This is a genomic window from Paenibacillus sp. LBL (assembly GCF_029893715.1).
Classification (GTDB): Bacteria; Bacillota; Bacilli; order Paenibacillales; family Paenibacillaceae; genus Paenibacillus_AQ; species Paenibacillus_AQ glucanolyticus.
In genome coordinates, this window is record NZ_JARXYU010000026.1 from 18,167 (window position 1) to 40,930 (window position 22,764).

The window sequence follows — 22,764 nt, forward strand, 5'->3', positions numbered from 1 at the left end:
CAGCCAAGCCCCGCCACCGCAAAGAGCCATCCCAAGATGAATGGGAGGGCTCTTTTTACGTGGAAAGATTGGAGGCCGAAGTCAAGAAAAGAGGATGTATCAAGGGAGGAGACCTGGCGTTCGCCTTTGAAACCGGGAAAATGCCGCAAGAGTATCATCCTGTTTTCCTGGTTTCAACAGCGACCGGAACGGATACATCCTCTCTCCAACACAGGCCGACAATCTTGACTCATTCTTTAGAAGAAAAGCCACCCCATATTCCATGGGATGGCTTCACAAGTATTTATTTTAAATCCTCAATCGAATTAGCTTCCACGTAGGATGGAACCACCAGGCCGGTTTTTACACCTTCCATGTTAGCGCCAAGGTCTTCGACCTTGTCCTTGAATTTATCCCAGTAGTCGGCATGTGTCAATGGCAGCCAAGCTGCTACGGTTGCATCAACGTCGCCGTTGGCAACGCCGGTCCACATCGGGCCTGCTTCGACCTGAAGCGCCTCTACTTTATAGCCCAGTTTGTCTTCCATGATGACCTTCAGCAGGTTGGTGCTGGCAATCTCGGAATCCCATGCGACATAACTGAATTTGAAAGTTTTGCCTTCAACCGGCTGCACGCCTTCAAGCCAGGCATCCACTTTCTCTGTGTTGCTGTCAGCCCATTCCTTAGCAGCAGCTTCCGGATCTTGCCCTTCTTGAATAGCAGTCATAATTTGACCCATATCGTCAGAGGTCCATTTGAAATTGCTTAGGAATTTGTAAGCTTCCGGATGATCTTCCTTCAGTCCGAGACGGGCAATCGTGTGAATTTCTTCAGCTTCGCCGAATACTTTTTTCGGATCTTCCAGATACTTCAGATCATATTTGGCGAACATCCAGTGAGGCGTCCAACCGGTAATGATGATAGGATCCTCGTTCTTGATAGCTTTATTCAGTGTTGCCGTCATGGCTGCACCGGAACCCTCGATCAGTTTCCAGTCTGTCAATCCATATTCCTCGATAGCAGCAGCCGTTGCTTTCATAATACCTGCACCTGGATCAATACCGATGATTTCATGTTTTACTTGTTCGCCGAGGGAAGCGGTGGAGCCGCTGTTTGCTCCATTATCCGTAGTTCCATCCGTACCGCCGTTTCCGCCGCATGCGGACAGGATTAAAATAGCGACCAAGCTTAGCGACAACCAAAACTTTTGATTTTTCAAAATTAAGCACCCCTTTTTTTCGATTTAAATATATTTTGTGTAAAGCGGTCGAGGACAATCGCCAAAATAACGACGGCCAAGCCAGCTTCAAACCCTTTCCCGATTTGCAGCTGAGTCACTGCACGATAAACTTCGGCACCAATGCCTTGAGCACCGATCATCGAAGCGATAACGACCATCGACAAGGACAGCATGATGGTCTGATTAATGCCGGCCATCAGGGTTGGCATGGCCAGCGGAAGCTGAACCTTGAACAATTTCTGTCCGGAAGTCGAACCGAATGCATCCGCAGCCTCCGTTAATTCACCGGATACCTGCATAATCCCGAGACGAGTCAGACGAATCGTTGGCGGAATCGCGAAGATAACCGAAGCAATAACCCCTGGAACAACACCCAGACTGAAGAATGTGACGGCAGGGAGTAAGTATACAAACGCCGGCATCGTCTGCATAAAATCGAGAACCGGTATAATAATCCGGGATGCGGACCTGCTGTAAGCCGCCCATATCCCAAGCGGAACACCCAGTAGAACCGATATTAAAGCTGCCGTGATGACCAGACTCAGCGTGCTCATCGTTTGCGACCAGTAGCCGAGGTTATCAATGAGCAGAAAACCGATCGCCGTGAATAAAGTCAGTGGCAGGCGGCCCAAGAAATAGGCGATGACAGCCAGAATGACAATGAACAGATACGGATGAGGAAGCATGAACAGATCCGTAAACAGCTGCACGATTTTCTCGATGATCAAAGAGATCGCGTCAAAGAAGCCGGAGAATACGTCTCCCATCCATTCGACCAGTGAATCAACCCAGCTTGCGAGAGGAATCTTAGGCATCTTGCGTCACCTCCCCACTCTTGCTTTCTCCAGCCAGAGCACCGAGCACAGCACCGCGGACGATGACGCCCATCAACCTGCCGTTATCATCCACAACGGCTAATGGCACTTTGGACATACTTGTAATTTCAAACAATTCATTCAGCAGTGTATCGGGTCCGACGCTCGGGCCGTCCGTGATAAGAATGTCCTCAAGCTTGCGGTTATTCTTCATCGCATCGGATGCATCTTCGGCCGTTATGACGCCAAGCAGCTTCTTGGAACGGTCAATGACAAACAGGTTCGAGATTCCACGTTCGCGCATAAGCTCAAGTGCAACGCGTGGTCCGCGATCCATCGTAATGGTCTCGGGACGGCGCATAACCCGGGAAGCCGTGAGCACCTTGGACAGATCCACATCTTCCACGAAACGTTCCACGTAGTCGTTGGCAGGCTGAGTCAGGATCTCTTCCGGTGTTCCGATTTGAACGATGGAGCCGTCCTTCATCAGGGCAATGCGATCGCCGATTCGCAGGGCTTCGTCCAGGTCATGCGTGATGAACACAATCGTCTTCTTCATTTTGTCCTGAAGCTCAATCAATTCGTCCTGCATATCTCGGCGGATGAGGGGATCGAGTGCGCTGAATGCTTCATCCATAAGCAGAATCTCTGGATCATTGGCCAGTGCGCGGGCTAGCCCGACGCGCTGCTGCATCCCGCCACTAAGCTGGTCGGGCATTTTTTCTTCCCAGCCCTTCAAGCCTACGAGCTCAAGTGACTTCATGGCGGCTTCGCGTCTCTTGCTCTTGTCTACCTTTTGAATCTCTAATCCGTACTCCACATTTTCTACAACCGAGCGATGGGGAAACAAAGCGAACTTCTGGAACACCATGCTGATTTTCTTGCGTCGAACCTCCCGCAGCTGTTCCTTATTCATTTTTCGAAGATCTTTGCCATGAATCAATATTTCACCCGATGTTGGTTCAATCAACCGATTTAGCAAACGGACCAATGTAGACTTGCCGCTGCCGGACAGCCCCATGATGACAAAGATTTCGCCTTCATGAATGTCGAAGCTGACACGGTTAACGCCAACCGTTATATTTTTCTCTTTCGCAATTCGCGTTTTACCCCAGCCCTGCTCAAGCAGTTGAATCCCTTGTTCCGGATTCGTGCCGAACAATTTGCTGACCTTGTTAACTTGCAGAATAGCCAAAAGTACTCCTCCTTTTAGAATGTATAGAGACGCGTCCAATTGACCGAGTCTGTACCGATGTCGTCTCGTAAACCCATGTCACCCATTGTAACAACCGATACGTAAAGTATCAAACGTTATATCCGTACATAAAGTACGTACAGTAAAAACTGTACAAAGTTATCCTTTCATATGCTCCCATATGCTCCTATATCCTCTGGAGCGATCTTCTTTACTTTTAAAATAGCTTTCCCTACAATAGATCAGAGAATGTGTGTTGAATTGGGATTGATTAGATTTCTTTGAGATCGTTCACACTACAATTCGAGTCCACCTGGTTTGGTTAGGTTGATATGACTTCTTGGATGGCTACAGATAGAGGAGGCTGCAAGCATGGGCTTGTACCATTTAGATGATGAACGGCAGGCAGCCGTGCATAAGATTCGTAAGCGTGTCATTGAGAATATTGGACGAAATATGGATTTGTACGGCATTCCACTCTCAACGGGGCATTTATACGGACTGCTTTATTTTGCGGATAAACCGATGAACCTGGATGAAATGGGACAGGAAATGAAGATGAGCAAGACCAGCATGAGTACAGGCGTGCGGACACTGCTCGATTATAAAATGGTAAACAAAGTGTGGGAGAAGGGTTCCCGCAAAGATCTGTATGAAGTCGAGTACGATTGGTATCAGAGCTTCGTGGACTTCTTTGATATTAAGTGGCGAAAATCGGTGGAGAGCAACATTATGGTTCTGCGCAAAGCGCTGGATGAAACCGAGAAGCTCCATAAGGAGCATGAGCATGATGAAGTATTGGCAGCGGTGCTGCAAGAGGATCAGGCTAAAATGCGTGAGGCCGTCGCCTATTATAAATGGCTGGAGCGTTTGATCGATACTTTTGTGGATGGCGATATCTTTAATTATGTGCCCAAAGAGCCGCCCGAGGGTAAATCCTGATATTGAAATTGGGGAAATTCCCCAGTATAATGACGGGTAAGGCAATGCTTACCTCAGAGGTACAACCTGATTTATCGGGTTGTGCCTTTTTTGTTGTTCAGGTAACGTTTTTTGCCAGTGTAAGCAGCATTTAGTGGTCCTTGTGGTGCAAAAATAGGCAGGAGGGGTTAGAATGGTCAATATGTCCTCAAGAATGGTGGAAATCGCGGATTTTCCATCGGTTAACCTTGGTAATACCCGAAGTTTGTATGTATATCTTCCGCCCAGCTATCATGTGAATACGGAGAAGCGTTATGCTGTACTCTATATGCATGATGGGCAGCATGTTTTTTCTGCAGACGTGACCGGGGAGTCCTGGGAGATGCATGAGACAGCAGATCGACTTGTTTCCGAAGGACGGATGGAGGAGATTATTATCGTTGGTATCGCAACGGTTCCCCATCAAAGACTGAACGAATACTTCCATGACAATCCAAGGATGCATGAGGTGACCGACCCCCCGTTTGCGGGTGAACAATATGAAGCCTTTATCATTGAAGAAGTGATGCCCTACATGAATGCAACCTTTCGAACGCTGCAAGGGCCGAATACACGGCTATGATGGGTTCCTCGGCAGGCGGCATTGTCACCTATAACACAGGATTTCGCCGTCCGGAGATTTTTGGAAGCATCGCCGTGATGTCACCCTTTTTCGTGAAGACTGAGTTTGACACTGAGGGCCAACTGCAGGAATATCCATTTTACCAAAGATACGGTACGCATCCGAACCTGCGAATATGGCTGGATATGGGCGGAGCAGAAGGGGTCTTCATGGAAAAATACGCCCGAGTGGAAGCAGAGCGACTCATTCATGACGGCTTTGTACCGGGAGAGGATCTTATGCTGTTCCTCGATCCGGGCGCAGGCCACAGTCAGAGAGACTGGGCAGGCAGAGCTCAAGCGCCGTTGTTATATTTTTTTGGCCATATCGGAGAACCAGCTTCTATTCAACTCCATGGGGATAGCGTTGTGGGCATAAACGGACCTCTCAAACAGCTGAATCCGGTTATTACATATACCAGTGGATTTGTTCAAACGCTCATGAACGGGACATTCCATGTCGAGGATCCGGATGTGCTTCGTGTATGGCCTGACGGAAGCATCACACCCAGAGCTCTTGGCAGCACCCGTATGTTTCTTCAATATGGGGGTTTGACCGCGGATAAAGAAATGAGGGTCGTGGATGAGATGCCCGAGTTTGTGAAGGTCACCGTCCAGGTGAAAGTGCCACCATCCACACCGCCCTATCCATCCATTTATGCCGGATTTGAGCTTCCATACTGCGGAGAGGGTTTGTATAGAGGAAGTGCAATGATACCTCATGGTTTAACTTTTGCTTTCAAGGTATCCAGAGGTTTTGGACTGCATGAGAAGATCGGAACCAGCGGATTAAACCGTCGATCCTTTACAGCTTCATCCGAGATGGATTTATTTTATGAGGTTGAGGACTGGGATGTTTGAATTATTGAATGTAATCGGAGGCTTAACTGACATGACAATCAGATTAGCAAGACAACAAGATGCTCCTGCAGCGGTAAGGCTATTGTATGATGCGCTGCACGATGTAGCGCACCAATTGACAGGGGAAGAAAGCGAAGAGAAGGCGATTGGAGTGCTGGAGCAATATTTTCATGCGGATGAAGGCAGGCTCAGTCACCGGCAGGCTGCCGTAAAAGAGGTAGACGGCGAAGTAGCGGGCATTATCGTGGCATACGGGGGCGATAAGGTGGCGGAACTGGATCGTCCGATCCTGGAGCGTTTGCGGAAGCTGAAAAATGACAAGGCCATCGCCCTGGATAAAGAATCCGATGAGGATGAGTATTATATCGATACCTTATCCGTTTCCCCGCAGTTTGGCGGAAAGGGAATAGGTTCGGCACTTATAAGCCATGCGGAGAAGAAGGCGAAGGAACTTCAGTATGATAAAATCGCGCTCGCTGTTGTGACGGACAATCATCGCGCTCATTCTTTATATGAAAGAAGAGGGTATAGCACGGATAAGGAAATTATGATTAACGGGCACGTTTATTACCACATGGTCAAACCTCTTTAGAAAAAAAACACAAAAAAATAAACCGCCTATTTACAAATGGTAATAGGTGGTTTATTATTGTGACATACCGATCTAGAAAATTAGAATGATAAACTAAAATGGAATGAACGGAAATAACAAATCAAATTACAGAATTGGAATGAACAATTCAATTAGAATGGAGTGCTGGCAAACATGGATCAAGATCATAATCAGAGCATTGAGATATCGGTGGAACAAGCCAAGCTGCTCGGCAGTGCACAACGCGTGAAGATTCTCGGAACCATGCTGGATACGGCCAAAACCGCCAAGCAAGTAGCGGACGAATTGGGAGAATCGCCAGGGAGCATTCACTATCATATTCAGAAGTTATACGACGGCGGATTAATAGATTTGGTGGAGACCCGGACTGTCGGCGGCATTGTAGAGAAATATTATAAATCCAAAGCCAAGTGGTTTAACACCAAGGGAACGCAAATGATGGACCCCGTCCTTGCCGACGATTATGCGGCGGCGACCCGAACCAGGATAAGCCTGAGGCTGCAGCTGAACGGCGATCAATATCAAGAGATGACTACGGAATTCAAGGAACTGCTCGAGAAATGGGTGAACAAAACCATCGCGACGAAATCAAGCGACAGTCAGGAATTTGCAATCGGAATCAATGTGATTTCAACGGAGCTCGAAGATAAATAGAGGCCAACACGGCCTCTACCAGGCTTAACTATTAAACTTCGAAATGGAGAGAAGCTGAATGGAAATTTTCAAGAACCGAAATTTTGTGCTGCTGTTTATCGGCCGGATTTTAACGAATATTGGTGACAGTTTATATGCGGTTGCAGCGATGTGGCTGGTCTATGACCTCGGCGGTTCAACCTTGTATACCGGAATTGCCGGCTTCCTGTCCATCCTGCCGCGAATCATTCAGATTCTGTCCGGTCCGATGATTGATCGTGTTCCCTTACGTGGACTGCTGGTAAACACCCAGCTGGTTCAGGCGGTAATGTTATTGATCATACCGCTTGCGTTCTATTTTGACTTCTTGACGGTTGGTCTGGTCCTGACCATCACCCCGATTTTATCGACACTGAATATGTGGGTCTATCCGGCGCAAATGACGGCGCTCCCCCGTATTCTTGAGAAAAGACAGCTGACACAGGGCAATTCGTTATTCTCGATTGCAAATCAGGGCATCGATGTTGCATGTAACGCCATCTCCGGCGTACTGATTGTGGTTTTAGGTGCAGTTTCACTCTACTTATGGAATTCGGCCGGATTTTTCATCGGTGCGCTGTTGTTCGCGCAATTGAAGATCAAGAAATCTACCAAAACTTCTGATAACAACGATAATAATATATCAGAGGCGAGTTCATCAAAATCTAAAAGTATTCGGAACACGATGGGAAGTTATTGGAGTGACATGAAGGAAGGGCTTCGCTACATGCTGGCAACGCCTCTTGCACGGATCCAAATCGGGATTATCGTCATTAATGCAGCAGGCGGGGCAACATTTACGGTCATGCCAGCATTTGCTGACAGTCTTGGTGGGGCCAGCATCTATGGAATGCTGCTTATGGCTTCGGCTTGCGGAAGCCTCCTGGGTGCCATATTGACGCCTTATATGAAGCTTGAGCGCTTACCGCTCGGCTATCTGTTTGCCGGTGCATTCTGTTTGTCCGGAGCTGCCTGGGGATTAAGCGTATTTACCCCATGGACCTGGCTTGTCGTTTTGGTGTACGGCTTGGCCTGGTTTCCTGGAGGCGTTACGAACGTCATCATTATTTCGGTCATCCAGAAGGCAATTCCCGAGAAGAGACTGGGAACCGTATTGGCGGCAGCCAGCGGAATCAGCGGGATTGCGATGCCGCTGGGAAGTTTGATCGGAGGAACCCTGGGTGTTGTGTTTGCTGGTTCATCTGTGATCGCCGGGTGTGGGGCTGCTGTCCTCGCTGTAGGTATATTCTGGATTTTTGATCCGATGACACGAGGCCTTCCATCTCCAGACCATGTGGATGAGGAATGGTTCGCGCCCTATACGAATGCTGTCCCTGATGAGTCTGTTGCTCTTCACTCAGCTCCTTAAGAGGGGATGCTCTGGATGACTTATGAGAGCAATCAAGATGTTTTAAGAAAATATGCCCTTATGGAATCAACGATCCGCTGAATCCGCCAGGGCTTTTTTTCTTGTCCGAGACAATGAACCCCTTGCGAGGCCTGCCGTAACGGTGCTTGTCAGGCTAGTCTGCATAATGTGACCAAGTCCCTCATAGACATGTATCAATCAAGTCAAAACAAGTGTTGAAGGGGATGATGACATGCGCCGGATTTCATGGGTGCTGCTCGCGGTAGTATTATGCTTAACAACAATACTGGCGGGATGCGGGAAGAAAAATGCGGACAGCGTTGTGAAGGATCTGGGCAAGGTGGCTGATAAGCTGGAAAGTGCCAAGGGTGCTTACCAGGGAGCGGGCGTTATGACCATACATACCGGTTCGGCGCCGCAGGAGTACCAGGTGGAGGTATGGTATCAGTCACCATCTTACTACCGGATCAGCTTAACGAATGGGCAAAAGGATATTACGCAAATCGTGCTTCGTAATGATGACGGTGTGTTCGTCCTGACGCCAAGCCTGAACAAGAGCTTCCGCTTCAAGAGCGACTGGCCGGATAATCAGGGACAGGTATATCTGTATCAGACGCTGCTGGGCAGCATTCTGAGCGACAATACCCGTCAGTTTGCCGAGGATAAGGATAGCTACGTGTTCGATGTGGCGGCGAACTACCACAGCCATTCCCTGATTCGTCAGAAGATATGGCTCGCCAAGGACAATTACACTCCGAAACAGGTACAAGTATCGGATTCGGAAGCTAATGTCGTAGTTGAGGTTAAATTCAATACCTTTACATTTGACACCAATCTGACGAAGGAATCGTTTGATACCAACAAGAATCTGAGCGCAATGAGTGATGCGAAGGGAACGCTTGCGGAAGTGGACGAGAATGGAGTGCCGGTGGCTTCCGGAGCAGATGGCAATGGGGCCCAGGGAACAGATGGTTTGACGCCAACGGCCTCCGGCGGCGACATGGGATCGTTCGGCATTATTTATCCGGAGTATCTTCCTGCCGGGGTTACCAATAAGGACACCATGGAGGTTGCAGAGAGCAAGGATCATGCGGTCATCCTGAAGTATGACGGCGTGTACCAATACACGATTATGGAATCCAGACCGGTGGATCGTGCGGTTTCCCTCGTACCGGGCGAAGCGATTTACATCGACTTCACAACGGTAGGGCTGCTCACTGGCGATCAGCAAAGAACGCTGACCTGGAATACAGAAGGAGTCGAATACCGAATCACCAGCGCAAATCTTCCTGTGAGTGAAATGGTGAAAGTCGCTGCTTCCATGCAGGGAGAATCGGGTAAATAATACAAAGTAGGCGGATACCAAGCATTGAAGGAGGGCAAAATTCCGACAATGGGGCCATTCGCCTATTTTCCAAATAAAGGCAATCCGTCAGGGGTTCTGCCTGCATTTCTTGCAGATATTCCGATGTTTCACCAAGTTTCGTCACTACAAGGGTACCGCGAGCTTCAGAAATAAGCAGTTTGGCTCAATTGACAGTTGCTCGCGGGAACATTACCATTAATCTAATGTAAACCTAATGCTTTTTTCAAAATGGTAAGAAGGTGACTGGAATTGCAAGCGATATATCGACCTACCCTGGCGGAAATCAACCTGGACCATCTGCGCGCTAACTATAACGCTTTTCGTGAGGCGCTGCCCAAGCACATGGAGTTGCTTGCGTGTGTGAAGGCTAACGCGTATGGTCACGGAGCTGTAGAAGTGGGACGCGAACTTCAGCAACTGGGAGCGGCTTACTTAAGCGTAGCTTTCCTTGATGAGGCGCTCGAGCTTCGGCAAGGAGGCATTTCTATTCCGATCCTGGTGCTCGGTTATACACCACCGGAGGCGGTAGAGACCGCTTATGAGTATGATGTAACCATAACCCTGTTCAGTTCGGAAGTGCTCAAAGCGATAAAGGCACTGCCGGTCAAGCCGGAGAAGCCACTTAAGGTACACATCAAGATTGACAGCGGAATGGGTCGTTTGGGCCTGCTTCCTGGTGAAGATGCTCTTACTTTTATAGAAGAAGCATGTTCACTACCGCAGGTTGTTGTCGAAGGAATGTTTACCCATTTTGCAAGAGCGGATGAACACAACAAAGACTATACATTGGAACAGTACCGCCGTTTTCAGGGCGTAGCGGACGCTCTTCGGGATAAGGGCTACCATATCCCGATCATACATACGGGTAACAGCGCTGCTGCCATCGATACACCCGAATTATCTTATAATATGGTTCGTATTGGCATTAGCCTGTATGGATTGTATCCTTCGGATGAGGTGAATCGGAAGGCAGTGAGCCTCCGCCCTGTCATGACGTTAAAGACCAAGCTTGTCTACGTCAAAAATCTGCCTCCGCATTCCGGCATCAGTTACGGGTCGAAATATGTAACAGAGCAGGAAGAGAGAATTGGAACCCTTCCTATCGGTTACGCCGACGGTTTCTCACGTATGCTGAGCGGTAAAGCGGAAGTGCTGATACGCGGCCGCCGCGCCCCTGTAATCGGAAATATCTGTATGGACCAATGTATGGTATCGCTCAAACCTTTCGCCGAGGAGGCGGAACAAATTAAAGCTGGTGAAGAGGTTGTACTCATCGGCCAGCAATCTGGCGAATGCATCACGGCAGATGAGCTGGCAGCCAAGCTGGGAACGATCCACTACGAGGTCGTCTGCATGATTGCCCACCGGGTACCACGTCAGTATATACGCGACGATATACCCGTTAAGACGGTAAATGCACTCTGGAATCACCTTTAAAGGCCTTTTGTGCCCCAAGTAATTTATTCAGGAAAGAAGGAATACGTACAGACACCCTCGAAATAGGAATATGTCGCTAAAGTCTGTACGAAAGTGTCGATTGTAGTTTATAATGATATGCAGCATACTTGATATACCTTCGGCATATATATTCTTTTGTATAAATTTCCTTGAATAATGTAATACTGGTGCACAGGGCGAGAAGGTTGTGGGGGTGTGATAGAAGGTGGCCAATATGCAGAACACCAAACGAATCATGATCAGTTTGCCGGATCATCTTTTGCAGGAAGTGGACGGGATCGCTCAGCTGGAAAATTCCAACCGCAGTGAGCTTATTAGGCAGGCCATGAAGTTGTACCTGAATGAACGGAAGAAACGTTACATTCGTGAATCCATGCAGCGAGGTTATATGGAGATGGCCAAAATTAACCTGACCATGGCTTCTGAGGCGTTTCACGCGGAGGAAGATGCAGACAACACTCTAGACCGCTTAGTAAGCGGGGTGTAGACAGTGATCGTTAAACGGGGCGACGTATTTTTTGCGGATTTATCACCCGTTGTCGGTTCGGAGCAGGGCGGCGTAAGGCCGGTTCTTGTGATCCAGAACGATATCGGCAACCGGTTTAGTCCGACTGTGATTGTTGCAGCCATTACGGCACAGATTCAAAAAGCCAAGCTGCCGACTCACGTCGAAATCGACGCGGCGTCGCATGGATTTGATCGGGATTCCGTCATTTTGCTAGAGCAGATCCGGACGATTGATAAGCAGCGGCTAACTGACAAAATCACCCATCTTGATGATGAAATGATGAGCAAGGTGGATGATTCCCTGCAAATAAGTCTGGGCTTGATTGATTTTTAATTCAATCCAAGCGTTGCATGTTCCACATAGAACGATGGCCATAAAAACCCTCAAGGACGAACTCCTTGAGGGTTTTTACGTAGATGGCCGCACTGCCATCTGCCTGCGATGCGCATGAGAAGCTGGGAGCACGCTTCTTATTGAAGATTCGTATTTAGGTGTTAGTTGGGATGAGAATGTAGGCCGTGGTGACCGCGACTGCAATAAACAGGAGGCAGGCAACGGACCAGGCAATGGCTTGTTTGTCATTCATCTAAGGTGACCCCCTGATCATCATGAAGGTGTGGATATCCGGCAGCAGCATTTTCTTACTATTAAGAATATAAAGCGAATCTTAAAATGAGATGAAATCGACATTAAAAACAGCTTAAACCCTTATGATGTAAGCTATGAGGTGGAAATGAGCGCTTAAGTTTGGGATAATAGGTAATATAGTTTCATTGAAGAAAGAGGGATATCATTGTCTGAATTAGAAGCTGTTGTGGAAGTAAATGAAGAACAGATTCGCAAGGAAGAATTAAAACGGATCGTCAAGCAAATGGCGAAAGAGCTTCAATTGTCCGAGAAACAGGTGCGTACGACCGTTGAGCTTCTGGATGAGGGCAATACCATACCGTTTATTGCACGTTATCGTAAGGAAATGACAGGCGAACTGGATGAGAATCAATTACGTGACATTGAAGAGCGGACAAACTATTTGCGCAATTTGGAAGTCCGTAAGCGGGAAGTCATTCGCATCATAGAGGAGCAGGGCAAGCTGACGGAAGAGCTGAGGAAGTCGATCACGGCTGCTGTCAAGCTTCAGGAAGTAGAAGATTTATACCGTCCGTATAAGCAGAAGCGCAAGACACGGGCAAGCGTCGCGAAGGAAAAGGGGCTCGAGCCGCTGTCCGAGTGGATTTGGTCGCAGCCGAAGCAAGCCGATGTGATGCTTGAGGCCGTCAAGTATGTTGATGAAGAGAAGGGTGTGGCTTCGGCCGAAGAGGCAGTGCAAGGCGCGATGGATATTTTGGCTGAAAATATAGCCGACGATGCAACCGTTCGTTCCTGGGTGCGCAGATTCAGTATGGACCATGGCATATTGACTTCAGAGGCGAAGGATACCGAGGCGGAATCCGTGTATGAGAACTATTACAACTACCGGGAACTGGCGAAGAAAATGCCGCCACACCGGATTTTGGCCATTAACCGCGGGGAGCGCGAGAACATTCTGAAGGTGGGGCTTGAGGTTCCTTCCGAATCCATTCATGGGTACATCGGCAAACAGGTGCTTAAGGGCCCGTCATCCGTATCGGATATTCTTACCGCGGTGATCGAGGATTCGTACAAGCGACTCATCGCACCATCCATTGAACGGGAGGTTCGGGGCGAGCTTACGGAAAAAGGGGAGAATCAGGCGATCTCTATTTTTGCAGGGAACCTGCGCAGCTTGCTGCTGCAGCCACCGGTGAAGGGACGCTGTGTATTGGGTGTCGATCCGGCCTATCGCACCGGCTGCAAGCTTGCTGTGGTTGATGACACGGGCAAGCTGCTTGAAGTAGCGGTAACGTACCCGACGCCGCCAGCGAACAAGAGGCAGGAGGCTGCTGCGAAATTCAAACAGCTGATTGCGAAATACGGGATCAAGCTCATTGTCATTGGCAACGGGACGGCGTCCCGTGAGACGGAGCAATTTGTAGCAGAAGAGATTATTGCGGAAATCGCTGACCCTGAGCTTGCTTACCTCATCGTTAATGAAGCCGGAGCAAGTGTGTACTCTGCCTCCAAGCTGGCACAGGAAGAATTCCCGGATCTGGATGTAGCCGAGCGCAGCGCGGCTTCAATTGCGCGCAGGGTACAAGATCCGCTTGCCGAGCTGGTGAAGATCGATCCGAAATCGATCGGCGTGGGTCAATATCAGCATGATGTAACCCAGAAGCATCTGGAGGAAAGCCTGAAAGCTGTCGTGGAGTCTGCGGTTAACCATGTCGGAGTTGACGTGAATACCGCATCGCCATCCCTGCTTTCGTACGTGGCAGGGATCAACGCAACCATTGCCAAGAATATCGTGAAATACCGGGAAGAGAACGGGAAGTTTGTAAGCCGCAAGCAGCTGCAAAAGGTTCCGCGGCTAGGCGCCAAGACGTTTGAGCAGTGCGTGGGCTTTATGCGGATTTCGGAAGGGGAGAACGTTCTGGACCGTACGCCGATTCACCCGGAATCATATGCGGTCGTTGACCGTTTGTTCCAGGAGCTTCAGGTAGGGCTGGACAAGCTCGGAAGCAAGGAGCTGGCTGAGCTGCTGGATGCGCAGCAGCCGGAGAACCTCGCGGTGAAGCTGGAGGTTGGCGTGCCAACGCTGCGTGATATTCTGGACAGCTTGCAGCGTCCGGGACGCGATCCGCGTGAGGAACTGCCGCTGCCAATCTTCCGTCAGGACGTGCTGAAGATCGAAGATCTTCTGCCGGGAATGGAGCTTCAGGGAACGGTGCGCAATGTTATCGACTTTGGTGCTTTTGTTGATATCGGCATCAAGAGCGACGGTCTGGTGCATATTTCCCAGCTGAGTGATGGATTTGTGAAACATCCGATGGATGTTGTCTCCGTGGGAGATAACGTTACGGTATGGGTGCTGAACGTTGATTTGAAGAAAGGCCGCGTCGGTTTGACGATGCGTAAGCCAAAGGACCAGTAACAGGATCCCATATTAGTTCAACACCTGGCCGACAGCAATCCAAGCAATCCCCGGATCGAACGAACCTTACGCAATGGCGTATAAAATGATGAAAGAGCCGTATCTCCCATTGGGAGTTACGGCTCTTATTCGTTCTACTGCTTGTGAAGCTCAGACAGCGGCATACCGCTGCTTTTTATTACCCAGAGCTTACCCGTCATGGGTCAGCTTTAGAAGCAGGACGTTTTTATCGTATGTTTTGAGGCACCAGTGATATTTTTCTAAAATCCGGGGATTGGCATTGGAGGCAGGGGCATCGAATGCATGAAAGCCGAATTTCTCATAGAAATGCTGCAACTCTTCAAACGGAATGCAATACACCGTCTTGAGGTTCTGTCTTTTCGATTCTTCTACCAGGTATGAAACGAGCTCTTGTGCAAGGGATTGTCCTCGAAATGCATCCAGTATATAAATGCCGCCCATCTCAGCCTCATGCGCATTCAACATAACCAGTCTGCCAACACCGGCATAGTGGCCTTGAGACATAACGATGGCAATGATTTCATTCTGTAGCTTGCTTGGCATAAATCCGATTTGTTCATACTGCCGGTTAACCCAAGCTAATTCTGCTTCAGTAACCCTCTTTATACTCATGATTTTTACCTCCAACCCATTTAAATATAAGAAACGATCTACTGAGCGCCCTAACCCTAGCCTAGTTCTCGATATCGGCTTGCTGCTTTTTCTTCGCCCGAAACCGTCTCACTTTCATGAGGTTGCCACAGGCCTTGTCATCACAGTATCGCTTGGAGCGGTTGCGCGTATCGTCGTAATACACCCACAGACAATCCGGGTTGGTGCAGATGCGGAATCGAGTCAGCTCGCCTTGTTCCAAGGTTTGCGCAAAAGAACCCGCTATCTCCGCGGATAACACCTGCAAATCCGGATTTACAGGGGTGTAGGTCAGCACGAATTTCTGGTCCCCCTGCATCCCAAGCTGGCGCACGACTGGCCCTGCGGCCATCCAGCGGTTCAATTCCTCCAATTGCTGGCGGGAAGGGGGTTCTCCCGCAACGATGTGCTGCACGCATTTTCGGAGGAAGGAGCGAAGCTGTTTTAACAGATCCAGTTCATCCGATTTTAGCGGCAGGGTCATTTGAAGATGATATTCGTTTATAAAATCGGTGAGCCAATCCTCACGATAAAGCCTGTCCTCTGACCGGCCGCTGCCTCTCCAGTCATGCCATTCACTGTTCAGAAAATCATCCCATAACATGAAACTCATCCTTTCTCATTCCATTATTGTAACAAGTAAAAATTTATGTTGCTAGTTACTTGTAATGGAGGCGGCAGTATGTTAGTTTATCAGTAACGATCTATTTTATTTAAGGTAGTTACATATTAAAATGGAGGCGATCGAATATGAACATGCGAGAACTGTTGTTACTTTACTGGGATAACGCTATGGAGCAGGAGGACTGGTATCCGCCGCTTCTTCCTGCGCTGAAGGATGTGACGGCTGAGCAGGCTCTTTGGAAACCGGAGGGGGAGGCAGCGAATTCCATTTGGGAGAACGTGCAGCATTTGCTGTATTATAAGCAGCGGCTGCTCGCAAGATTGGAAGGGACACCCCTAAGTAACGAAGGAATCGGCAATGACGAGACTTTTCTCATACACGATCCAAGCCAGCAGGCGTGGGAAACAGCTCAGGAGCAGCTGAAGGAAGTTCATACTGCGCTAAGACAAAAAATAGAACAGATGCCGGAAGAAGAGATCACCGAATCTCCACAGCGGATAGCCAGCTTAATTACGCATGATGCATACCATACGGGACAAATTATTTTTCTGCGGAAGCTACAAGGCTCCTGGCCGGCTAAGCGCAGCTTTCTGTAAGTTGCAGTAGATCGTGCTCCCCTTCAGCTATCATGATAAAATACACACAAAAATAAGCCGGACAGCAGTCCGGCTTATTGTCATACTTATGGATCGGTTGCAGCGCCCTATCGGGCATTCGAATTCTCTTCGCCCGGTGAATTCCGGTAAAAGTACCAGCACTCGTTCAGCAGCTTGATCTGACGTCTGTCCTTTTTACGGAAAGCACGTATTAATTGATTGCAGAGCCATTGCGGCAAGGGTATCTCCTCCTCTTGCTAATTCCATCTGTATGGATAGCATATGGGGAAAAAGCCCAAAGCGTGCAGGTCTACCTCGATTATTACGCCTCTTCCTCGTACCACTGCTCAAGCTGGGCTTGAAGAGCCCGAATCTCGGTTAGCAGCGAGATGAGTGGATACTCTGTTTCGTTAAGGGAAGCAAAAGCCTGCTCAAGCTCATTTATGTAGTCCAGACCACCTTGAATGCTCAGCGATTCCTGCAGCAGATCAAGATTGTCGCATTCAGCTACAGCAAGAGGCAGCTGAGGTTTGCCTGGGGCGGTGAGTTTATCGATTTCCTTGTTAAGGCGTAAATTCAGAGCACTGAGCTGGTAAGCGTGGTCACCAGGCATTTCGACGAACTGCAGCCCCTCGTGTCCCTTTAATATAACGTAACGCATGTTCGGCATGATTGCAGGTTCTCCCTCCATACTTTCTACTTGACAGTGTAGCCCAGAGAGAAGTTAAAATTCAAGTAGCATTTATAAGGTAAAGGAAGGATCAGATATTGTTATGATGAACGAGATGAGCAATGAAGAACTGCAGGCTTGGGTTGAGAAAATTTCGCTGGAGAGCTTCCGGGTTCCGTTCAGGCATCAGGCGACCTTTAACCGGCGTTTGTCCTCAACGGGCGGCCGGTATTTTATGAAGAGCCATCATATCGAGATCAATCCGCATCAGCTTGCTACGCACGGCAGGGAAGAGGTCGAGAAGATTATTAAGCATGAGCTGTGCCATTACCATTTGCATATTGCAGGGAGGGGGTATCAGCATCGGGATGCCGATTTCAAAAAATTGCTGCAAGCCGTTGGAGGAAGCCGATTCTGCAAATCTTTGCCGAAGGGCAAGGCAACGGGTCGCCAGCCGGAACCTTATCGCTATATGCTGCGCTGCGGCGCCTGCGGGACCGAGTATTTGCGGAAACGGAAGATGAACCCGGCCCGGTACAGGTGCGGCAAGTGCAGCGGACGTCTTACGCTTCTATCGCTTGACTCCCCTAAGAAGTCATGATAAATTATTAGTATTCTATTTAATGTTCCCTGATAGCTCAGTTGGTAGAGCACTCGACTGTTAATCGAGTTGTCACAGGTTCGAGTCCTGTTCGGGGAGCCATATGGAGAGATACCCAAGTGGCTATAAGGGGACCCTCTGCTAAGGGGTTAGACTGCGTAAGTGGTGCGAGGGTTCGAATCCCTCTCTCTCCGTTTAGCGTTACATCGAAGAAAGCTCCCATCACAAAGTGATTGGGGGCTTTTTTTTGCAAAGGGATGAGAACCCTGGATAGGGTTCGTCGGAGCATAAGCAGCGTTAGGCATACGTCGCAGTCTCGGTGTTTTATTAACGGGGTTAAGCGCTGGCTCCATATGCTGGTTTGAAGAAGGGATTACAGATCCGCTGAATGCACCCTTGTACAAGCTTGAGGGGTTGGGTATGCTGAAGGGAAGCCATTGCCCTCACTATGATGGCGAGAGTAAGAGAAGGCCGTCGTACCATAATCTTGTACTTAATGGTGAGGCGCAATCCGGATATGCTGCCGATGATGGGGCTGCTTTGCATTTTATAGATGAACAGCTGCATAAGATCGTAAGCTCGAGAGTGGACGCTCATGCATACCATGTGCAGGGTGTGGGAAATACCGTCACAGAAACGCAGCTAGCGGCTGGTTTCTTGGGCTGATTATGGGCCGAAAAAACACTGAAAATAAATATTAAAATTTACGAAAAAAAAGCTTGCCAGCATTTTTAAATTTATGCTATACTCAATCTTGTCGTCACGGCGACGTGGTTAAAGTGGCCCGTTGGTCAAGGGGTTAAGACACCTCCCTTTCACGGAGGTAACAGGGGTTCGAATCCCCTACGGGTCACCACTTTCTTATATAACCTCAGGGATGAGAACCCCGTCGATTCGTCGGAGCAAGATCTTCGTTAGGATAAGCATCGCAGTCTCGAACGAAGAGAGGTTATTCCCTACAGGTCACCATTTTTCTTATATGGCAGCTGCAAGATTGTCATCGAGAGCCATTAGCTCAGTTGGTAGAGCACCTGACTTTTAATCAGGGTGTCGAAGGTTCGAGTCCTTCATGGCTCACCATTTTTTATTTAGTATCGATGGATGTACCCTTGTATTATGCGGTAGTGGTGGAATGGCAGACACGCTATCTTGAGGGGGTAGTGGGTGTATACCCGTGGAGGTTCGAGTCCTCTCTACCGCATACAGATTTTGATAAAAAGTCCCGCACTTTGTGCGGGGCTTTTTTTTCGTGTATATCAATACTTTGTGCAGGATGACCTTGATGCAAACTTGCGCATTTATGCAAAATTTATGTTTCATCGCCGTTCACAAGGTTAATATGATACCGTGGACGAGCAACAACTTCCAATAACCTATAAGGAGTGATTCAGAATGGCTAAGAACAACAACAATGGAAAGATGAGCCGTGAAGAAGCAGGACGTTTAGGTGGAGAAGCTACTGCGAACAACCATAACAAAGAATTTTATCAAGAGATTGGACGAAAGGGCGGGGAGGCAACCTCTCGTGCTCATGATAGAGATTTCTACCAGGAAATCGGCAGGAAAGGTGGAGAATCTACGTCTAATTCGCATAATCAGGAGTTTTATCAGGAGATCGGCCAGAAGGGCGGAGAAGCTACTTCGGATACCCATGGCAAGGACTTCTATGAGGATATCGGACGCAAAGGCGGAGAGTCAACCTCAAGCTCACATGGACGTGAGTTCTATCAAGAAATCGGCCAGATGGGTGGAGAGTCGAGAAATCAGAACCATACCGAAGATGCCAAGATGAGCCGCGAAGAGGCAGGCCGCAAGGGCGGCGAGGCCCGGGCTCGCAACCGGCAGCGCCTTCGGCGGAATTAACCCTGAATATGCGGGCCTAGGAAGAGGCTCCTCATGGAGGGGAAGGAAAATATCGCATTCTAAAGACCCACCTGTATGTACCTTCATTAGATATATCCCATTTGAAGAAGCAGTCATGACTCCCTGTGGAGGCAAGGCTGCTTTTTTATGTTGGGTCTATACTTGTGACAATTCTGAAAAGAGGATGGTCCCACTGGACATTTGACAGGGTGTGTGATAATTATATGATAATGATAACCATTCTCATTAATTAAGGTTGGGATCTAATATATATGTTAAATCTGATGAGCAATAGCAGTGATAAGAATGATCCGAAAGAATACGGAGGGCTGATGGCCCGTTTATGGAATATCGATATCGTTCATGGACACAGCTTGTCCCTTGACCAACAGCTGACCGTACAGTCGGCCCTGGTCGTCCCCCTTAGCGGGGAGGCCTCTTTGCAGCAGGCAGAACAAATCACCCGAATGAATAAGGGGTGTGTTTATTTTTGTGCGGCGGGATCCACGTTTGGTATTACGAGCGACGATCATCGAAGTGTGGAGGAACAAGAGTTGACGGCGGTTGCGATCCTTCATTTTGGTTTTTATGAAGGCGAGTTGGGCTGTGGTCGATTGCATGAGGTGGACGACGCAGCTTTCACGCCCTATGACGGCATATTCGTTGTCAGCTCCCCTGACCGCTTGAATCTTGTCTGCCGCACGATGCACAAGGAATTTCACAGCAAGGACCCCCTAAAACAGTGGAGGGTACAGATTGATTTTCAAGAGCTGTTATATACAATGGTCGCTGGATGCGGTCCATACGCCAAGAACGACAAGAGACAAGCGCTGGAGCGGGTGAAGGAGTATATTGAAGAACATTATAATGAAGATTTAACGATCGACGAACTAGCCGGCCTGTCCGAGCTGAGTCCTAAATATTTTGTAGAGGTGTATAAGAAGACGTATGGTCATAGCGCGATGGACTATTTGGCGAATGTGCGCTTGAACAAGGCGAAGCAGCTGATGCTGGGTTCGGATTCTTTGCTGCGGGAAGTTGCGCATATGGTGGGATACAAGGATGAGTTTTATTTTAGCCGCAAGTTTAAGAAGGCATTTGGAATCTCTCCCTCGGTGTATATGAAGACAAGGAAAAATAAAATGGCCCTGTATGGTTCAACTACCCTACTGGGCTATGTCATGCCGCTGGATTTCACGCCATATGCAGCTCCGCTTCATCCCAAGTGGTCGCAACACTATTATAATGTTCTCGGTCCGGATATTCCGGTGCATCTCGATGCGTACCGTCAGAATCATAATAAATATGCGAATCTGGAGAAGCTTGCTTCGGCGCGTCCGGAGCTTATTGTTTGTGCATACGGAATAGAAGAATGGGAGAAGGACCAGCTTCGGCTGATCGCCCCTCTCTACGAGATGCCGGGAGAGCATGAGGGATGGCAGAGCAATCTGCTTGGGTTGGCGGAAGTGCTGGACAAGCTGCCGGAGGCGGAGCAGTGGATTGAAGGGTTTCATCGGAAAATATCGTCCTACCGCGAGAAGCTCCCCCCTGGCAGGATGGGACAGCGGACCCTTTTGACCGCACGCCTGCATCAGGATGAGCTGATGAGTTACAGTCATCCGGGCATGAAGGAATTATTATATGATGATTTTAATTTCCAGCCCGCGCTGTCTTTGGATTTCGAGAACGGCAGGGGGCTGACGATGGAGCAGATCAAAGAGAGCTGCGCAGGGCATATTCTGCTTCTGATTCGTCAGGATTCCGAGACACTGGCCCATTGGAGAAGATTGCAGGCTACGCCGGAATGGATGACGCTCCCAGCAGTGAGAGAGGGATCATTCCATCAATTATCCTCTTATCCTTGGCGCGAGTACTCGCCCATCGCGATGGAGCATATGGCTGAGGAGGCCTTCCGGTTGTTTTCCGGAAAATGTCCATGATGAATCCGGTTATTTGTCCATGGTGAAAAAAGGGCAAATCCTATACCATAATCAATAATGATAATCATTATCAATTATTAAGTGATCATTGATCATGGAAGGGGTAAATGGAGAGAGATGAAGAGAATGAAATGGGTCTTAGGGCTGTTGATGGTATTCACTTTGGTGTTATCCGCTTGTGGAGAGGGCAACGAAGTTAAGGATACGGACGCAGCAAGCACGAACGGTGCGGCAGAAACGAGCAAACCCGCGGAGGAGAGCACTTCGAATGAAGAAGCGAAAACCGCTGAGTCAGATACAAAGGTTGTGAAATACCTCGATCAGGAATACACACTTCCGGCAAAAACGGATCGTATTGTCATCACCGGTGCGGTTGAAGCGATGGAGGACGCCATTGTACTGGATGTAAATCCGGTTGGAGCCATCACCTTCTCAGGCAAATTCCCGCCGATGTTTGAGTCGATTACGAAGGAAGCCACGTCGGTCGGTGAGAAAATGGAGCCGAATTTTGAATCGATCCTGTCTCTGAAGCCTGATGTCATTTTGGGATCGTCCAAAGCCAAACCTGAAGTTATTGAACAGTTGAACAAAATTGCGCCTACGATTCCATACTCCCATGTGTCAACCAACTGGGAAAGCAACTTGAAACTGCTTGGCGAGTTAAGCGGTAAGCAGGAGCAGGCTGAGCAGGAAATAGCCAAATATAAAGAAGATTTGGAAGAAGTCAAAACTACCCTTGGAGATAGCCTGAAGGACAAGAAGGTTCTGGCGATTCGTATTCGTGCAGGCGAGATGTACATATACCCTGCCGGCGTATTCTTTAACCCGGTGTTGTATGAGGATTTGGGGATTGCAGTACCAGCAGAAGTAGCGGCAGCCAAGGCACAGGAATTGATCTCAAAAGAGAAAATTGCGGAGATGAATCCGGATTATGTATTCGTACAGTTCTCACCAGATGAGAACAAGGATACGCCCAATGCACTGGAAGAGCTGCAGAATGATCCAATCATGAAGAACCTGAACGCATTCAAGAACGGCACCGCATTTGTCAATGTGGTCGATCCGCTTGCTCAAGGCGGAACAGCATACAGCAAAATTATGTTCCTGAAAGCTGCAGTCGAGAATCTGACTAAGTAAATAAAAGTTCCAGTATA

At 48.7% G+C, this 22,764-nt stretch carries 26 protein-coding genes and 5 tRNA genes; 24 read left to right on the top strand and 7 right to left on the bottom strand.

Annotated features, from left to right (window positions below; translation table 11 throughout):
* The first annotated feature begins 59 nt into the window (after positions 1 to 59).
* Positions 60 to 320 (top strand): hypothetical protein, encoded by a 261-nt coding sequence (locus M2277_RS29620; RefSeq protein WP_280756272.1) that lies wholly within the window; start codon positions 60 to 62, stop codon positions 318 to 320.
* On the opposite strand, the gene M2277_RS29625 is transcribed toward M2277_RS29620, so the two are convergent.
* The 3 genes from M2277_RS29625 to M2277_RS29635 are packed head-to-tail and all read right to left on the bottom strand — an operon-like array spanning position 284 to position 3,229.
* A complete protein-coding gene (locus M2277_RS29625; protein WP_006212399.1) occupies positions 284 to 1,198 on the bottom strand; it encodes a glycine betaine ABC transporter substrate-binding protein in 915 nt (304 codons plus the stop codon). The genes M2277_RS29620 and M2277_RS29625 overlap by 37 nt on opposite strands.
* A gap of 2 nt (positions 1,199 to 1,200) precedes the next feature.
* Positions 1,201 to 2,034, bottom strand: coding sequence for an ABC transporter permease (locus M2277_RS29630; protein WP_006212398.1), 834 nt, complete (start codon positions 2,032 to 2,034; stop codon positions 1,201 to 1,203).
* Positions 2,027 to 3,229, bottom strand: a complete 1,203-nt coding sequence (locus tag M2277_RS29635; RefSeq protein WP_006212397.1) for a quaternary amine ABC transporter ATP-binding protein — start codon at positions 3,227 to 3,229, stop codon at positions 2,027 to 2,029. Before M2277_RS29635 ends, M2277_RS29630 begins: the two co-directional genes overlap by 8 nt.
* A 372-nt stretch (positions 3,230 to 3,601) precedes the next feature.
* Here M2277_RS29635 and M2277_RS29640 point away from each other — a divergent pair, with 372 nt between their 5' ends.
* The 12 genes from M2277_RS29640 to M2277_RS29695 all read left to right on the top strand — a co-directional run bounded on the left by M2277_RS29640 (position 3,602) and on the right by M2277_RS29695 (position 14,664).
* A complete protein-coding gene (locus M2277_RS29640) occupies positions 3,602 to 4,171 on the top strand; it encodes a GbsR/MarR family transcriptional regulator (RefSeq protein ID WP_006212396.1) in 570 nt (189 codons plus the stop codon).
* 172 nt (positions 4,172 to 4,343) lie between these two features.
* Positions 4,344 to 4,772 carry an alpha/beta hydrolase gene (locus M2277_RS29645; protein ID WP_280756273.1) on the top strand — a complete coding sequence of 143 codons (429 nt, stop codon included), beginning with the start codon at positions 4,344 to 4,346 and terminating at the stop codon, positions 4,770 to 4,772.
* The gene (locus M2277_RS29650) at positions 4,769 to 5,671 is read left to right on the top strand and encodes an alpha/beta hydrolase (protein ID WP_280756274.1); all 903 of its coding nucleotides are present in this window, start codon (positions 4,769 to 4,771) and stop codon (positions 5,669 to 5,671) included. Before M2277_RS29645 ends, M2277_RS29650 begins: the two co-directional genes overlap by 4 nt.
* Before the next feature lie 31 nt (positions 5,672 to 5,702).
* Positions 5,703 to 6,263 (top strand): GNAT family N-acetyltransferase, encoded by a 561-nt coding sequence (locus M2277_RS29655; RefSeq protein ID WP_280756275.1) that lies wholly within the window; start codon positions 5,703 to 5,705, stop codon positions 6,261 to 6,263.
* Positions 6,264 to 6,437: 174 nt separating this feature from the next.
* Positions 6,438 to 6,938, top strand: coding sequence for a winged helix-turn-helix domain-containing protein (locus M2277_RS29660; protein WP_006212393.1), 501 nt, complete (start codon positions 6,438 to 6,440; stop codon positions 6,936 to 6,938).
* Positions 6,939 to 6,996: 58 nt separating this feature from the next.
* Complete coding sequence (locus M2277_RS29665) at positions 6,997 to 8,325, top strand: MFS transporter (RefSeq protein ID WP_063480495.1); 1,329 nt, start codon at positions 6,997 to 6,999, stop codon at positions 8,323 to 8,325.
* Between the two features lie 232 nt (positions 8,326 to 8,557).
* Complete coding sequence (locus M2277_RS29670; protein ID WP_036642606.1) at positions 8,558 to 9,670, top strand: LolA family protein; 1,113 nt, start codon at positions 8,558 to 8,560, stop codon at positions 9,668 to 9,670.
* A gap of 24 nt (positions 9,671 to 9,694) precedes the next feature.
* On the top strand, positions 9,695 to 9,844 hold the full coding sequence (locus M2277_RS29675) for a hypothetical protein (RefSeq protein WP_160164035.1): 150 nt from the start codon (positions 9,695 to 9,697) through the stop codon (positions 9,842 to 9,844).
* A 96-nt stretch (positions 9,845 to 9,940) separates the two neighbouring features.
* Positions 9,941 to 11,128, top strand: a complete 1,188-nt coding sequence (gene alr / locus M2277_RS29680) for an alanine racemase (RefSeq protein ID WP_148246550.1) — start codon at positions 9,941 to 9,943, stop codon at positions 11,126 to 11,128.
* Positions 11,129 to 11,354: 226 nt separating this feature from the next.
* On the top strand, positions 11,355 to 11,636 hold the full coding sequence (locus M2277_RS29685; protein WP_028406492.1) for a CopG family ribbon-helix-helix protein: 282 nt from the start codon (positions 11,355 to 11,357) through the stop codon (positions 11,634 to 11,636).
* Positions 11,637 to 11,639: 3 nt separating this feature from the next.
* Positions 11,640 to 11,990 (top strand): type II toxin-antitoxin system PemK/MazF family toxin, encoded by a 351-nt coding sequence (locus M2277_RS29690; RefSeq protein ID WP_006212388.1) that lies wholly within the window; start codon positions 11,640 to 11,642, stop codon positions 11,988 to 11,990.
* A 538-nt stretch (positions 11,991 to 12,528) separates the two neighbouring features.
* Positions 12,529 to 14,664: a Tex family protein gene (locus M2277_RS29695; protein ID WP_197477180.1), complete on the top strand. Its 2,136-nt coding sequence runs from the start codon at positions 12,529 to 12,531 to the stop codon at positions 14,662 to 14,664.
* Positions 14,665 to 14,853: 189 nt separating this feature from the next.
* Here the strand turns inward: M2277_RS29695 and M2277_RS29700 are convergent, their stop codons facing one another.
* Positions 14,854 to 15,297, bottom strand: a complete 444-nt coding sequence (locus M2277_RS29700; RefSeq protein ID WP_280756276.1) for a GNAT family N-acetyltransferase — start codon at positions 15,295 to 15,297, stop codon at positions 14,854 to 14,856.
* A 61-nt stretch (positions 15,298 to 15,358) separates the two neighbouring features.
* Entirely contained in the window at positions 15,359 to 15,919 is a 561-nt protein-coding gene (locus tag M2277_RS29705; RefSeq protein ID WP_280756277.1) for a CGNR zinc finger domain-containing protein, read from the bottom strand.
* Between the two features lie 146 nt (positions 15,920 to 16,065).
* On the opposite strand from M2277_RS29705, the gene M2277_RS29710 reads away from it, so the two are divergent.
* Positions 16,066 to 16,536 (top strand): DinB family protein, encoded by a 471-nt coding sequence (locus M2277_RS29710; protein ID WP_280756278.1) that lies wholly within the window; start codon positions 16,066 to 16,068, stop codon positions 16,534 to 16,536.
* Between the two features lie 107 nt (positions 16,537 to 16,643).
* Here the strand turns inward: M2277_RS29710 and cmpA are convergent, their stop codons facing one another.
* Positions 16,644 to 16,775 carry a cortex morphogenetic protein CmpA gene (gene cmpA, locus M2277_RS29715; RefSeq protein WP_006212382.1) on the bottom strand — a complete coding sequence of 44 codons (132 nt, stop codon included), beginning with the start codon at positions 16,773 to 16,775 and terminating at the stop codon, positions 16,644 to 16,646.
* Between the two features lie 83 nt (positions 16,776 to 16,858).
* Positions 16,859 to 17,206, bottom strand: a complete 348-nt coding sequence (locus M2277_RS29720; RefSeq protein WP_006212381.1) for a hypothetical protein — start codon at positions 17,204 to 17,206, stop codon at positions 16,859 to 16,861.
* Between the two features lie 103 nt (positions 17,207 to 17,309).
* On the opposite strand from M2277_RS29720, the gene M2277_RS29725 reads away from it, so the two are divergent.
* The 10 genes from M2277_RS29725 (at position 17,310) to M2277_RS29770 (ending at position 22,747) form a co-directional block, all read left to right on the top strand.
* Positions 17,310 to 17,807, top strand: coding sequence for a SprT family protein (locus M2277_RS29725; protein ID WP_280756279.1), 498 nt, complete (start codon positions 17,310 to 17,312; stop codon positions 17,805 to 17,807).
* A gap of 26 nt (positions 17,808 to 17,833) precedes the next feature.
* Positions 17,834 to 17,909: transfer RNA gene (locus M2277_RS29730), tRNA-Asn, on the top strand.
* Positions 17,910 to 17,912: 3 nt separating this feature from the next.
* Positions 17,913 to 18,001: transfer RNA gene (locus tag M2277_RS29735), tRNA-Ser, on the top strand.
* A gap of 109 nt (positions 18,002 to 18,110) precedes the next feature.
* The gene (locus M2277_RS29740) at positions 18,111 to 18,473 is read left to right on the top strand and encodes a Type 1 glutamine amidotransferase-like domain-containing protein (protein ID WP_348537796.1); all 363 of its coding nucleotides are present in this window, start codon (positions 18,111 to 18,113) and stop codon (positions 18,471 to 18,473) included.
* Positions 18,474 to 18,588: 115 nt separating this feature from the next.
* Positions 18,589 to 18,663 (top strand) — tRNA-Glu (locus M2277_RS29745).
* A gap of 148 nt (positions 18,664 to 18,811) precedes the next feature.
* Positions 18,812 to 18,887, top strand: a tRNA-Lys gene (locus M2277_RS29750).
* 38 nt (positions 18,888 to 18,925) lie between these two features.
* Positions 18,926 to 19,008 (top strand) — tRNA-Leu (locus M2277_RS29755).
* 191 nt (positions 19,009 to 19,199) lie between these two features.
* Positions 19,200 to 19,670, top strand: a complete 471-nt coding sequence (locus M2277_RS29760) for a KGG domain-containing protein (RefSeq protein WP_006212378.1) — start codon at positions 19,200 to 19,202, stop codon at positions 19,668 to 19,670.
* Between the two features lie 272 nt (positions 19,671 to 19,942).
* A complete protein-coding gene (locus tag M2277_RS29765; protein ID WP_280756280.1) occupies positions 19,943 to 21,610 on the top strand; it encodes an AraC family transcriptional regulator in 1,668 nt (555 codons plus the stop codon).
* 117 nt (positions 21,611 to 21,727) lie between these two features.
* Positions 21,728 to 22,747: an ABC transporter substrate-binding protein gene (locus tag M2277_RS29770; protein WP_040681000.1), complete on the top strand. Its 1,020-nt coding sequence runs from the start codon at positions 21,728 to 21,730 to the stop codon at positions 22,745 to 22,747.
* Positions 22,748 to 22,764 lie beyond the last annotated feature (17 nt).

Excerpts from the sequence above, each read along its gene's own strand:
- M2277_RS29630 (WP_006212398.1), bottom strand. The coding sequence starts at position 2,034 with ATGCCTAAGATTCCTCTCGCAAGCTGGGTTGATTCACTGGTCGAATGG.
- M2277_RS29640 (WP_006212396.1), top strand. The coding sequence starts at position 3,602 with ATGGGCTTGTACCATTTAGATGATGAACGGCAGGCAGCCGTGCATAAG.
- M2277_RS29645 (WP_280756273.1), top strand. The coding sequence starts at position 4,344 with ATGGTCAATATGTCCTCAAGAATGGTGGAAATCGCGGATTTTCCATCG.
- M2277_RS29650 (WP_280756274.1), top strand. The coding sequence starts at position 4,769 with ATGATGGGTTCCTCGGCAGGCGGCATTGTCACCTATAACACAGGATTT.
- M2277_RS29655 (WP_280756275.1), top strand. The coding sequence starts at position 5,703 with ATGACAATCAGATTAGCAAGACAACAAGATGCTCCTGCAGCGGTAAGG.
- M2277_RS29660 (WP_006212393.1), top strand. The coding sequence starts at position 6,438 with ATGGATCAAGATCATAATCAGAGCATTGAGATATCGGTGGAACAAGCC.
- M2277_RS29665 (WP_063480495.1), top strand. The coding sequence starts at position 6,997 with ATGGAAATTTTCAAGAACCGAAATTTTGTGCTGCTGTTTATCGGCCGG.
- M2277_RS29670 (WP_036642606.1), top strand. The coding sequence starts at position 8,558 with ATGCGCCGGATTTCATGGGTGCTGCTCGCGGTAGTATTATGCTTAACA.
- M2277_RS29695 (WP_197477180.1), top strand. The coding sequence starts at position 12,529 with ATGGCGAAAGAGCTTCAATTGTCCGAGAAACAGGTGCGTACGACCGTT.
- M2277_RS29700 (WP_280756276.1), bottom strand. The coding sequence starts at position 15,297 with ATGAGTATAAAGAGGGTTACTGAAGCAGAATTAGCTTGGGTTAACCGG.
- M2277_RS29705 (WP_280756277.1), bottom strand. The coding sequence starts at position 15,919 with ATGTTATGGGATGATTTTCTGAACAGTGAATGGCATGACTGGAGAGGC.
- M2277_RS29710 (WP_280756278.1), top strand. The coding sequence starts at position 16,066 with ATGAACATGCGAGAACTGTTGTTACTTTACTGGGATAACGCTATGGAG.
- M2277_RS29720 (WP_006212381.1), bottom strand. The coding sequence starts at position 17,206 with ATGCCGAACATGCGTTACGTTATATTAAAGGGACACGAGGGGCTGCAG.
- M2277_RS29725 (WP_280756279.1), top strand. The coding sequence starts at position 17,310 with ATGATGAACGAGATGAGCAATGAAGAACTGCAGGCTTGGGTTGAGAAA.
- M2277_RS29760 (WP_006212378.1), top strand. The coding sequence starts at position 19,200 with ATGGCTAAGAACAACAACAATGGAAAGATGAGCCGTGAAGAAGCAGGA.
- M2277_RS29765 (WP_280756280.1), top strand. The coding sequence starts at position 19,943 with ATGTTAAATCTGATGAGCAATAGCAGTGATAAGAATGATCCGAAAGAA.
- M2277_RS29770 (WP_040681000.1), top strand. The coding sequence starts at position 21,728 with ATGAAGAGAATGAAATGGGTCTTAGGGCTGTTGATGGTATTCACTTTG.